Source organism: Acaricomes phytoseiuli DSM 14247 (genome assembly GCF_000376245.1).
GTDB lineage: Bacteria > Actinomycetota > Actinomycetes > Actinomycetales > Micrococcaceae > Renibacterium > Renibacterium phytoseiuli.
In genome coordinates, this window is sequence record NZ_AQXM01000056.1 from 1 (window position 1) to 11,884 (window position 11,884).

Below are 11,884 nucleotides of genomic sequence, written 5' to 3' on the forward strand. Positions count from 1 at the left end.
TTCAGCCAGTTGAACAACGAGGCTTCGGAAATCCCGAAGTCTCTCGCAATCTGCGATAACGGGGCCCGGGCTTTACGGGCCACAGCCACGACATCGTCACGGAACTCTTTCGGATAGGGCTTGGGCAAGAGATACATCCTTCCAGCGAGGACGAATCCTCACAGATCAGATGTCAACCAAACCCGGGGCACACCCAGAAAAAGCTTTCCCGTTTAAGCGCAGAGGACCTCGATTCGATCTACCGGAACCTCCGAGATGCTGGACGGTCGGAAACGACCGTTACACAACTTCACCGGATCCTGTCACGTGCCCTAAAAGTCGCGCGGATGAGAGGTCTAGTCGGTGTCAATGTTGCTGAGAATGTTACTGCGCCTAGACCCTCCAATTTTTCGCCGCAACTCCTTGGGATTGAAGATGCGAAGAAGCTCCTTGCATCGATTAGTGGCGACGAGGACGAGGCTCGCTGGATTGTGGCCCTGGCTCTCGGCTTAAGGCAGGGCGAGGTTCTTGGTATGGGCTGGGATCAAGTAGACCTAAGAGCAGGTAACCTCCGCGTTACCCGCTCCCTATACAGGCTCCCTTGGGCGCATGGCTGCCACGAAAAAAGCTGCGGGAAAGCTGCTTGGCGATGCCCCCAACGACAGGGCGGCGGTGTCTTCATCGGTGAACCGAAATCTAAGGCCGCAGTGCGAACCATCTCGCTCCCAGGCCCACTCATTGAGGCACTGACAGCACTTCAGGAGACCCAAAAACGGTGGCGAATAGAAGAAGGGGAACGGTGGACAGGTTTCACCGATGATGCCGGACGCACAGTGGATCTGGTCTTCTCAACTCGCTTAGGTGCTGCCCGAAATTATCAGGATGACTGGACCGAGTGGAAAGCCTTACTCGCCAATGCAGGTGTGCCATCTGTACGGCTCCATGATGCCCGACATACTGCCGCGACAGTGTTGTTGGCCCTCAATGTTCAACCCCGCGTGGTTATGAACATGATGGGTTGGACGGCAGTATCGATGACCACCCGCTATCAGCATGTGGTTGATGAGATGCTCAAAGATGCCTCCAGAAGAGTCGAGGATGCGCTGTGGTCCGCGCCCGGCAAAGGCGATCCGCCCACGGGGGCGGAAGTTATTAGCCTGGAAAATCGCCGCTCCTTGAAGCGTCGAAAACCATTATAGGCCACCAAATAGGCCACCAAAAGGGCTCAAAACGGTAAAGAAAGCCCCTGTTCAGAAACCTAAATATGCTTCTGAACAGGGGCTTTATCCTGTGCCCCAGGTGGGATTCGAACCCACACTGGGCGGATTTTAAGTCCGCTGCCTCTGCCGGTTGGGCTACTGGGGCGCGATGAATCGCTCTGCCCAGCTTAGCCGACCTTCGGCTGCGCAACGGACATTACGACCCTCCTCTGGTGCGCTAGCGCACCATCACGGTTTCTCCTCAGACACTGGGAGCCGCTGCTTTTTTTCCTGGCTTCTGCTCCTGCCTCTCAGCCGCATTCGCAGCGGACTGGGCACTGGGCTGCGCATCAGGGGCTGGTTTCTCAGCGGCCTTGGCCGGCGGTGTGGCCGCCTCCACAAAAGCCACCCGAGGCTGGTCGAAGTTCAGTAGCGGGGCGATATCCCGGCCCAGGAAGAAGCTCAGGATCCAGTTCCAGATCACCCGAACCTTGCGCTCGAAGGTCGGCATCGCCAGGCCGTGGTAGCCACGGTGCATGAGCCAGGCGAGCGGGCCGCGGGCGCTGACGCTGCCGACCCTGGCCACACCCTTCCACAAACCCAAGCCGGCTACCGCGCCGATGGTGTTGTGCTTGTAATCTTTCAGGGGCTTATCCCACCGCGAAGCCCAGAGGTTCTTCGCCAGCAATTTGGCCTGGCGCACCGCGTGCTGGGCGTTCGGCACGCAGAATCCGCCGACTCCGCCACCACTGAGGTCCGGTACCGCGGCCACGTCACCGGCGGTCCAGGCGTTCTCCAAGGGACCGAATTCACCAGTGATGCGCAGATCCGCGCCGGCTTTAATCCGGCCGCGATCATCGATCGGGAAATCAGTGTTCCGCACCGAAGGGCTCGCCTGAACGCCTGCGGTCCACACCAGAGTGTCGGTCTCAAATTCATCCGCGGGGCTCTTATCCGGCATGTTGATGAGCTTGAGCTTGCCGTCCGTCGCGTCCGCGAGCGAGGTATTCAGAAGAACCTCTACCCCGCGGGAGCGCAGGTGCTCGACTACCCACTCAGCAGAGGCCTCGGTCACCTCGGGCATGATCCGGCCCATCGCCTCGACCAGCACGAAGCGAATTTCCTCCGGCTTCAGCCTGGGATTCTTCTCCGCGATCGACTTCGCGAGATCCTGCATCTCGCCCATGGCCTCGACCCCGGCGAAGCCTCCGCCGACGACGACGAAGGTCAGCATCCGGCGGCGCTTGACCGGATCGGTCTCGATCGACCCCAGCTCAAGCTTGTCGATGATCTGGTTGCGCAGGGCCGTGGCCTCTTCGATGGTCTTCAAGCCGATGCCCTGCTCGGCCAGGCCGGGAATCGGGAAAGTGCGGGTGATCGCTCCGGCGCCCATGACGATATCGAAATACGGGATGTCGAAGGGCTCCCCCCCGCTGCTCGGCTCCACGACCGCGACTCGATGAGCATGATCGACTTTGACGACTTTGCCCTGGATGACCTCGGTCTGCGGTAGATGCTCACGGAAGGAGACCACGGCGTGCCTCGGCTCGATGTTGCCGCCGGTGACTTCTGGTAAGAAAGGCTGATAAGTCATGTACGGCATGGGGTCAACCAGAGTCACCACCCCGCCCGCCTTGGCGATCTTCTTTTGCAGCCCAAAGGCTACATAAAGGCCGACGTAGCCGCCGCCAACGATGAGTACTCGCGGGCGGTCCTGGAGTTCTAGTGGGCTTGCCATGACTCTAGTCTAACGCAGTTTGTGAAAAGATTCACGAAGTGCGCGGAGGGTCCTCCCTGGGGCGCCCCAGGTCTGCTGCCGCGGTCTCCGCAGAGCCCGAACCGTCGGTACCTGCGGGCTGTCTCGACCGTTCAAGGCGCTTCCTGAGCCAGCGCAGATGCACGGTTCCGGCGACGAGGACGAGTAGCAGGAGCACCCCGAACCCGATGATCAAGATCCCCGGCAGAGGAGAACTCAGCTGCGTCGGCTGGATGGCAACAGGAGCGGTAGCCGGCGGTACGGATTCCCCACCGGAACCAGCGGAGGCAGTGGCCGTGCTCGTAGGAGTCGGCTGCGTACCCCGACGGTGGATCGTGATCCACTCCTGGAGGCTCGGCAGCGGACTCACCGTCACCGGAGCGACATCGGCATTGAGCGTAGCATCCGCATCGAGGATGCCCCAGCCGTAAACATTATTAGGCGTCTCATCGCCGGCGGGTTTCGCGGTGCGGATGATCCGGTTAATGACCTGGGCAGCAGGCATGCCCGGATACTTGGAGCGGATGAGCGCAGCCACCCCGGAGACGATCGGGGCAGCACCACTGCTGCCGCCCCAGTCCGCATAATTATTGCCCGGCAGGGCTCCCACCAGGTTCTCCGCCGGGGCGGATACCGCGATCGTGATGCCCTGCGCGGAGGATCCCTGGCTCGCAGTGCCATCCCGCTTCAGGCCCGCTACCGCCACGACGCCGGGAATGGTCGCCGGCGCGCCCACCTGGGTGATCCCGGCATCGGTATTCCCCACCGCAGCTACGATTACCACATCGCGTTCCTCGGCGTAGAGGAACGCCTCGTCCCAGCTCTGCGGCCAGGAAGGCGAACTGGATGTGAGCGACATATTGATCACCCGGGCGCCATTATCCACTGCCCAACGCACGGCTTCAGGAATCTGCTCATCGACGCTCTTACCAGACGGATTCGGGCTGCCGAGCCAGGTGGAGACGGCGAGCAGCTCTGCCTCCGGAGCAACGCCGACAACCCCGTTGGGTCTAGGGCTATCGCCGTCTTCGCCGCCGGTGCCGCGCCCGGCGAGCACCGAGGCGACCAATGTGCCGTGTTCCGGCCGTGCACCGAGACCCTGCTGCCCATTAGAGCTGCCGGAGCCGGAAACATCGGTGCCGCCAACTACGGCTCCTTTGAGGTCCTTATGGCTGCCATCGACTCCGCTATCGATCACCGCGACTTTGACGCCAGCACCTTTACTGCTCTCCCAAGCCTTCTGGATGCCGTAGTCGTTGAGCCAGTACTGCCGGTTTCGAGTCTCATCGGCAGACGCGGAAGGCGCGGCCCATAGAGAGGCGAGCAGGAAAGCGGGAACCAGAAAGAGCGTGAAAGCAGCCAGAATTCGACGGAAACCAGCAGGTCGGTTCACCTGCCTGATCGACTCCGCCCTAGAGCTTCTCTCCACTGGACCCCCTTGGTACTTACCCTTGGTCCCGGCCTCCACCACTGGCACAGCTCTCCACCGCGGATGAAGGATCGCGATCTAGACGCTGCACCGGAAGCATTACTCCGAAACTCAGTCCCGTCCAGAATACCCTGCGCGCCGCTGAGACGCTCTGATGAGACTCAGGCCAGGCTGAGAGCCAGGCCGTCGAGAATGTCGTGCTCGCTCGTCACCGCCGCCTGGATCCGGCCACCACTCAGTTCTGACAGCTCCGCCAGGATAGTCCGCCAAATCAGCGCGCCCGCACCGATCACATCGACTCGCCCCGGGTGCATGAAGCCCAGCGACGACCTTTCCGCACGGCTCATCACCGTCAACTCATCACTGGCTCGGATGAGCTCCGGGATCGCCACCTCGGCTCCGTGCAGTCTTTCCGGCAGATACGACGTCAGGCCCAGGGCGTGCGCGGTCACCGTGGTCACGGTACCTGCCACTCCAATCACCTGCTGCGCCCGAGCCAGCGGAATCTGCGCGGCCACCTCGGCCATAACGGCTCTGATATCGGCTACAGCAGCCAGCAGTTCGGGTTCAGTCGGCGGATCCGAAGTCAGATACCGCTCCGTGAACCGTACGCAGCCGAGGTTCACGCTGCGGGAGGCGATCAGCCGGGGAGCGACGGACTGCGACTGAATCTGGGCTCCGCTCCGGATCTCGCCGAGCACGAATTCCGTGCTGCCTCCGCCCAAATCGACCACCAGAGCAGTGCCCGGTTCCACCTGCGGCAAGCCGCTGGCAGCCCCGGTAAAGGATAGCTCCGCCTCCTCGGTTCCGCTGATGACTTCCGGCTCAACTCCCAGCCGGTCCCGGATTCCAGTGATGAACTGGTCCCGGTTGCGCGCATCGCGACTGGCCGAGGTGGCGGCGAAACGAATTCGTTCCGCGCCTTCCCGCTGAATCAGCTCGGCGTACTCATCCACAGCCGCGAAGGTTCGTTCTAGGGCCTCCGAGGAGAATTCACCGGTCGCATCCACGCCTTGGCCCAGCCGCACCACCCGCATCTCGCGCTGCACATCATGGACAGTCATGGGGCCACTGATATCGGCTATGAGCAGCCGGATTGAGTTCGTCCCGCAGTCTATCGCCGCTACTCTAGTCATCCGCGCCATCCGGTTCCTCTACTGGTCCTCTGTTGGGCCGGTCAGCCGCGCGTAGCCCTGGTTGGCCCGCCGGACGTGCCTGCTCAGATCCCGGTCAGGAACCGGCCCGGCAGCGTCCCAGGCCCCCGCGCAAGAGCAGCGATCCGGAATCCACCAAGGTTTGATCAACCGGAGCGTTTCATCACCCAGAACGTTCACCCCGGGCCCGGCGGCGAGCGCATGACCGACCAGCACGTGCAGGCATTTCACCCGGTCCGGCATTCCGCCGGCGGAGATGCCCGAAATCTCCGGGACCTCGCCGCTGCCGGCCAGCTCGCCGATCCGGGCTCGCGCAGCCAGATACATCTCATGCGCGTTTCGGTGGACTTCGGCCAGTTCCGGATCCGCTGAAAGCCGTTCGTTCATCCGAGCCATCTCTCCCCCAGCTTCGATCCGGGAGACCGCAGCAGCGAGTACCGGATGGGTCAGATAGAACGTGGTGGGGAAAGGGATGCCATTGCTCAGCCGCGGGGCAGTGGCCGCGACCAGGGGGTTCCCGCAGACGCAGCGCGCCGAGATCTCGACGACATCGCGCACTGGGCGGCCCAACTGCCGGCTCAAGGTCTCCAGATCAGTGGTGGTGGGCAGGCTACCTTCGGCAGAGGAAGCGGTTTCAGCCACGTACTCAACTCCTGTGCAGATCAGCGGGCTTATTCAGTGGCGGAGCAGACGATGGATTGCCATAGCCCGTCTGCCCACGGCCGCCCTTCGGGGTTAGCCGTGGACGGCGCCTGCTCGGGGGCAGCCGGAACCTCGGCATTGCCGTAGACCCAGTACCCGGTTTCTCCCGGCATCACCATATTAACCCTGTCCCGCGCCTGCATTCTGATATAGGCCGGATCGTCCCAGCGGGAGAGCTCTCTGCGCAGATCCGTTTCGCGCTGCTGCTGATAGGCGATATCCGCTTTGATCGCAGAGATCTCAGCGCGTTGCTGAAGGAAGTTGTTGACTGATGGAGCCACGATGATCCCCACAAGCACCAGCACGGCTACCAGGAGAACCGCGCGCCCGGAAAAAGACCGAGCCGCTACCGGTTCGGCGCCCTGGACGGTACCGCGGCGCTTGCCGTCCGAGCCTTTCGAGCCGCTCTGCTCCTTCTGATTCTTCTGGCTCTTCTGATTGCTGGAGCCTTTCTGCGTCTCGGCGGGGCGGGCTCCTAAAGCGGCTTTCTTCGCACCGCTCTGAGCTGTCGATTCCGGAGTCGAGCCGGGCACGGCAGAGCGCCCTACTTGACTCGACGCAGCGTGGCTCTGCACAGGTTGATTCTGTTCCGGTTGTCTCTGCGCCGGCGCACCCTGTTTGGTGCCCCGCGGGACACTGGGTTTGCGTGGTGGCATAAGAGGAACTTTCCGGCAGATAGCAGTCTGGGCTCACCGCATGGCGGTGAGCCCAGACTATCGTGAGATCAGGCTGATCTCCGGGAGGAACCCGGGGTGATCCTCAGAACCTCGGGAAGGCGCTGCGCCCGGCATAGCGGGCGGCATCGTCGAGGTCTTCTTCGATGCGCAGCAGCTGGTTGTACTTGGCCACCCGATCCGAACGGGCCGGAGCGCCGGTCTTGATCTGCCCCGCGTTGGTGGCGACGGCGATATCGGCGATCGTGGTGTCCTCGGTCTCGCCGGAGCGGTGCGAGGTGATCGTGGTGTAGCCGTGCCGCTGCGCGAGCGCTACGGCGTCCAGGGTCTCGGTGAGCGAACCGATCTGGTTGACCTTGACCAGCAACGAGTTCGCGATGTGATCGTCGATACCGCGCTGGAGGCGCTCCGGGTTGGTGACGAAGAGGTCGTCGCCGACGATCTGGACCTGATCGCCGATCTGATCGGTCAGCGCCTTCCAGCCGTCCCAGTCGTCTTCCTGCAGCGGATCCTCGATGGAGACCAGCGGGTAGTCCCGCACCAGTTCGGCGTAATACGTGCTCATCTCCTGAGCCGTGCGGGCCTGGCCCTCGAAGTGGTAGACGCCGTCCTTGAAGAATTCGCTCGAGGCCACGTCCAGGGCGAGCGCGATATCGTCACCCGGGGTGTAGCCGGCGCGCTTGACCGCCTCCAGGATCAGATTCAGTGCGGCGCGGTTGGATGGCAGATTCGGTGCGAAACCGCCCTCGTCGCCGAGCCCGGTGGAAAGCCCCTTCTCGTTGAGGACCTTCTTGAGCTCATGGTAGATCTCCGCACCCCAGCGCAGGGCCTCGGAGAAGGTGGAGGCGCCCAAGGGGACGATCATGAATTCCTGGATATCGACATCGGAGTCTGCGTGGGAGCCGCCGTTGAGGATGTTCATCAGCGGCACCGGCAGCAGATGGGCGTTCGTGCCGCCCAGGTAGCGGTAGAGCGGCAGATCAGCAGAATCCGCTGCAGCGCTGGCCACCGCCAGGGAGACGCCGAGAATGGCATTCGCGCCCAGTTTGCTCTTATTCGGGGTGCCGTCCAGGTCGATCATGACCTGATCGATGATCCGCTGCTCGGTGGCGTCGAAGCCGATGAGCGCGGGGGCGATGGTATCGATTACGGCGGTGACGGCTTCCTGCACGCCCTTGCCGAGATAGCGCTTCTTATCCCCATCGCGGCGTTCAGCCGCTTCGAAAGCGCCGGTCGAGGCACCCGAGGGCACTGCTGCACGGCCTACTGAGCCGTCGTCCAGGCCGACCTCCACCTCTACCGTCGGATTGCCGCGGGAATCGAGGATCTCGCGGGCGTGGATGGCGTCGATAATGGCCATGTTCGTGCTCCTCCAGAGTGCTAGCAACGATGATGAGAACAGCGATGCGGTCAACACATCACTTCTATCTCAGCCTATCGCCTTCGAGGTGCCGACATCGAGCTGCGCTGCTCGCGGCTGCACGGCCAGCAAAAAGCCCAGCAAGAAGCACAGCGGATTCCAAGAGACAAGAAAGATTGACAAGCGATATTTAACGATATATCTTTAATCTATCGCGACATACCGCGATGCATTAATACCCTTCCTGAAAGGAACTTTCCATCATGAGAACTCGACACCATCTCCCCCAAGGATTCTCCGCCGACTCTTTTGACTCGCTGCGCGGCGAGAAGCGTCGTGGCCGAGGCGGCCGCGGTCACGGATTCGGGCCGGGCTTCGGCCCCGGATTCGATGCCGGTTTCGGGCCAGGCTTCGGACCGGGTAGGCGAGGCGGCCCCGGGCGGGCCCGCCGAGGCGATGTGCGCACCGCCATCCTCTCCCAGCTCCGCGAGTCCGAGTACAACGGCTACGGCCTCATGAAGACCATCGCCGAGCGCACCAACGGACTGTGGCGCCCTAGCCCCGGTTCGGTCTACCCGGCCCTGGCAGCACTTGAAGACGAAGGCCTCATCGAAGCCACCGGCGAAGGCCGCCGAAGCGACTACCGCCTCACCGACGCCGGGCGCTCCTATACCGCAGAACGCGAAGCAGAACTCGAAGCAGTCTGGGAAGAGCTCGATGCTGAATCAGGCGGTCACCACGATGCCGTCCGCGATCTGCGCGAAAGCATCGCGAAACTCATGGGAGCCGTTCAGCAGATCGCCATGGATGGCACCGAGGAGCAACTGGCCAAAGTCCAGGAGGACCTCGACGCCACCCGGCGCAAGATCTACCAGCTGCTAGCCGAGTGAATCCCCTGAATCGTCAGCAGCCCGGCTCTGCTGCTCTTCCTCAGCCCGGGCCTGCAGACGATAAACGGCCGCCCGGAGTGCCTGCTCCGCATCCACTCCGGGCGCTTGCCGCAGCAGATCCAGGAGCTGCTCCCCGAGCTCTTCCGCGCTGAGCTGGTCAGGGCTGATCCGCCCAGAGGCCGGTGCCCCGGCCCGACGAAGAGTCTTCTGAGCCAGCATCAGCGCCGGCAAGGCGGCCGGAATGCCCTCGAAAGCCCCGCGCACCGGATTCTCTTCGCGCTTGACCCGCTGCCATTCCGCATCGACCTGCGCCAGGGCCGCATCAGCATCGACCCTGAGCGTGCCATCCGGAGCAAAAACATGAGGACTGCGCCGAATGAGTTTCTCAGAGAGCTCGTGCAACACGGATTGGAGGTCGAAATCACCGTTCTCCTCGGCGATCTGAGCGTGCAGCACCACTTGGAAGAGCACATCCGCTAGCTCTCCTCGAAGTTCCTCCGCGGACCGGCCCTGCTCGATGGCGTCTACGGCCTCATAGGCCTCTTCGACCAGATAACCGAGCAGCGTGCGGTGGTCCTGCGCCCGGGTCCACGGGCAGTGCTCGCGCAGCGCGGAGACGATCCCGCTGAGCCGAGCGACCTCGGCGGCCAGATCTTCGATGGTACGGCCCTCAGTCCACGCCGATGGCACCCTGAGCCCGGTAGGCCTCGCTCAGGTACTCCGCCAGAGCCTCCCGCTCCTCGAGCGGCAGGAAAGCCGCCTCGGCAGCATTCAGGCTGAACACCAGTAAGTCGTCGAGGCCGTAGCCGAAAGTCTCCGTGAGCAGCTCGAATTCACCGATGAGCGTGACTCCGCTGTTCAGCCGGTTATCAGTGTTCACGGTGACCCGGAAACCTGTCTGGTAGAGCAGATCGAAGGGGTGCTCGGCCAGGGCCTGGCCCCACTCCGCAATAGCCCCGGTCTGCAGATTCGAGCTGGGGCAGATCTCCAGGGCGATCCCGCGATCCCTAACCCAAGCGGCAAGAGCACCGAAGGACACCACGCCCAATTCATCGGCGTCGTCGTCTTCGGCCAGGACGGCCGTACCATCGTGATATTCCACCTGGAGGTCACGGGCGATGCGCACACCGTGACCGAGCCTGAGCGCCCGGCCGTCGACGAGAGCCGACTGGATGCTCTCGAGCCCAGCCGCTTCACCAGCGTGCACGGTCACCGGGAAGTTCTGCTCCGCCAGGTAGCGGAAGGCCTCGGTGAATCGGGAAGGCAGAAAGCCGTCTTCTGCGCCGGCGATATCGAAGCCGACCGCTCCGCGTTCACGGTGCCGGACGGCGAGCTCGGCGATCTCCATACCCCGGTCGGCATGCCGCATCGCGGTGATCAACTGACCCACCTGGATCGGCCAGCCCTGCTCAGCAGCGGCTTCAACGCCTTCCTGGAGCCCTTGTTGCACCGCTTCGACGGTTTCATCCAGGCTCAGCCCGCGCCGCTGATGCTGTTCCGGCGCCCAGCGCACCTCGCCGTAGACCACGCCATCAGCGGCCAGATCCTCGACGAATTCCCGCGCCACCCGGCGCAGACCCTCTACGGTCTGCATCACTGCCACCGTGTGCTCGAAGGTCTCCAGGTAGCGGGGCAGCGAACCCGAGTCCGCGGCTTCCCGGAACCACGTACCCAGGATTTCCGGATCATGGCTCGGCAGCTCATGGCCGATCTGCTCAGCGAGCTCGACAACAGTGGCCGGCCGGAGTCCGCCATCTAGATGATCGTGCAGGGAGACTTTCGGCAGGGCGGTGAAGTCGATGGCAGATTCAGAAGCGGGGATAGTCACGAACTCACTCTACGGGATGCCGGGTCACCGAAGTTATCAGAATCGTCAGAGTCCTCTGAGCGAGCGGTAGCCGCTTCCTCCGCCTCGATCTCCTCCGCAATGATCTCGGGGTTCACCGACTTCGGATTCTTCCGATCCAGCCAGTTGTGGAAGAACCGAATCAGATGATCCACGATGAAGCCCATGATCACCGCGAGCACGATGGCGAGCAGGACTCCCAGGAGTTCGTTGTTCTCGATCCAACGGCCAGCGAAGTTGCCGATGGCCACGCTGTAAGCCGCCCAGCTGATGCAGGCCAGGATGTCGACCCAGACGAATCGCCGCCACGGGTACTGGGTAGCGCCCGCGGTGAAGTTGACAGCCACTCGGCCCACGGGGATGTACCTGGCGGTCAGGATCAACACGGCACCGCGTTTATCCAGCTCCCGGCGCGCCCACTGCATTGTCTTTTCCACCTTGGGCTGACGCATCCAGCCAAAACCTGCGGTGCCGATCTTCCTGCCCAGGAAGTAGGCGATATTGTCACCGATCGTCGCCCCGACAGCGGTGACCGCCATGAGGTACCAGAGATTGGGCACACCGCCGTTATTGGCGGAGACAGCGGAGAGCGCCACGATCAGGCTCTCGCTCGGGACGAACATGAAGAAGCCGTCGATCATCGAGAACAGCCCAACCACCGGCACCACCCACCACTGGCTGGCGGAATGGGCGATCAAGCCGTTGAGCGAGTCGCTCAGACCGCGGATGAAATCGAGAAGGTCCACGGCGGGCGGCTCCTTGCTGGTTTCGAACACATAGGCATGCGGGCATCAGTTATCCTCCCGCACAACGACCAATGATCGAGGGAAGTTCCTTCTTTTCCTTCTATCTATCGTCGCACGTTCCTCCACCGAGTGGTCGGTTATGGCGGTTC

At 62.8% G+C, this 11,884-nt stretch carries 12 protein-coding genes and 1 tRNA gene; 2 read left to right on the top strand and 11 right to left on the bottom strand.

What is annotated here, in order from left to right; genetic code table 11:
- On the bottom strand, positions 1-128 hold a 128-nt coding region (locus C501_RS0106280), incomplete at its 3' end, for a transposase (RefSeq protein WP_026174448.1).
- A 198-nt stretch (positions 129-326) separates the two neighbouring features.
- Between C501_RS0106280 and C501_RS13975 the strand changes: the two genes are divergently transcribed.
- A complete protein-coding gene (locus C501_RS13975) occupies positions 327-1,178 on the top strand; it encodes a tyrosine-type recombinase/integrase (RefSeq protein WP_083906559.1) in 852 nt (283 codons plus the stop codon).
- A gap of 92 nt (positions 1,179-1,270) precedes the next feature.
- On the opposite strand, the gene C501_RS0106285 is transcribed toward C501_RS13975, so the two are convergent.
- The 7 genes from C501_RS0106285 to eno all read right to left on the bottom strand — a co-directional run bounded on the left by C501_RS0106285 (position 1,271) and on the right by eno (position 8,253).
- Positions 1,271-1,344, bottom strand: a tRNA-Leu gene (locus C501_RS0106285).
- 96 nt (positions 1,345-1,440) lie between these two features.
- Positions 1,441-2,916, bottom strand: coding sequence for an NAD(P)/FAD-dependent oxidoreductase (locus tag C501_RS0106290; RefSeq protein ID WP_018134779.1), 1,476 nt, complete (start codon positions 2,914-2,916; stop codon positions 1,441-1,443).
- Between the two features lie 31 nt (positions 2,917-2,947).
- Positions 2,948-4,327, bottom strand: a complete 1,380-nt coding sequence (locus C501_RS0106295; RefSeq protein WP_018134780.1) for a S8 family serine peptidase — start codon at positions 4,325-4,327, stop codon at positions 2,948-2,950.
- A gap of 197 nt (positions 4,328-4,524) precedes the next feature.
- On the bottom strand, positions 4,525-5,499 hold the full coding sequence (locus tag C501_RS14740; protein ID WP_043568433.1) for a Ppx/GppA phosphatase family protein: 975 nt from the start codon (positions 5,497-5,499) through the stop codon (positions 4,525-4,527).
- 18 nt (positions 5,500-5,517) lie between these two features.
- Positions 5,518-6,159 carry a DUF501 domain-containing protein gene (locus C501_RS14745; protein WP_018134782.1) on the bottom strand — a complete coding sequence of 214 codons (642 nt, stop codon included), beginning with the start codon at positions 6,157-6,159 and terminating at the stop codon, positions 5,518-5,520.
- Between the two features lie 29 nt (positions 6,160-6,188).
- Positions 6,189-6,794 (bottom strand): FtsB family cell division protein, encoded by a 606-nt coding sequence (locus C501_RS0106310; protein WP_245532427.1) that lies wholly within the window; start codon positions 6,792-6,794, stop codon positions 6,189-6,191.
- Between the two features lie 184 nt (positions 6,795-6,978).
- A complete protein-coding gene (eno, locus tag C501_RS0106315; RefSeq protein ID WP_018134784.1) occupies positions 6,979-8,253 on the bottom strand; it encodes a phosphopyruvate hydratase in 1,275 nt (424 codons plus the stop codon).
- A gap of 263 nt (positions 8,254-8,516) precedes the next feature.
- On the opposite strand from eno, the gene C501_RS0106325 reads away from it, so the two are divergent.
- On the top strand, positions 8,517-9,143 hold the full coding sequence (locus tag C501_RS0106325; RefSeq protein WP_018134786.1) for a PadR family transcriptional regulator: 627 nt from the start codon (positions 8,517-8,519) through the stop codon (positions 9,141-9,143).
- On the opposite strand, the gene C501_RS0106330 is transcribed toward C501_RS0106325, so the two are convergent.
- Genes C501_RS0106330 through C501_RS12705 form a run of 3 tightly spaced genes read right to left on the bottom strand, consistent with a single transcriptional unit; the run spans position 9,132 to position 11,735 of the window.
- On the bottom strand, positions 9,132-9,833 hold the full coding sequence (locus tag C501_RS0106330; RefSeq protein ID WP_018134787.1) for a MazG nucleotide pyrophosphohydrolase domain-containing protein: 702 nt from the start codon (positions 9,831-9,833) through the stop codon (positions 9,132-9,134). The two genes, C501_RS0106325 and C501_RS0106330, sit on opposite strands and share 12 nt — an antisense overlap.
- Complete coding sequence (locus C501_RS0106335; RefSeq protein ID WP_018134788.1) at positions 9,814-10,971, bottom strand: adenosine deaminase; 1,158 nt, start codon at positions 10,969-10,971, stop codon at positions 9,814-9,816. Before C501_RS0106335 ends, C501_RS0106330 begins: the two co-directional genes overlap by 20 nt.
- Entirely contained in the window at positions 10,968-11,735 is a 768-nt protein-coding gene (locus C501_RS12705) for a DedA family protein (protein WP_156807664.1), read from the bottom strand. Before C501_RS12705 ends, C501_RS0106335 begins: the two co-directional genes overlap by 4 nt.
- Positions 11,736-11,884 lie beyond the last annotated feature (149 nt).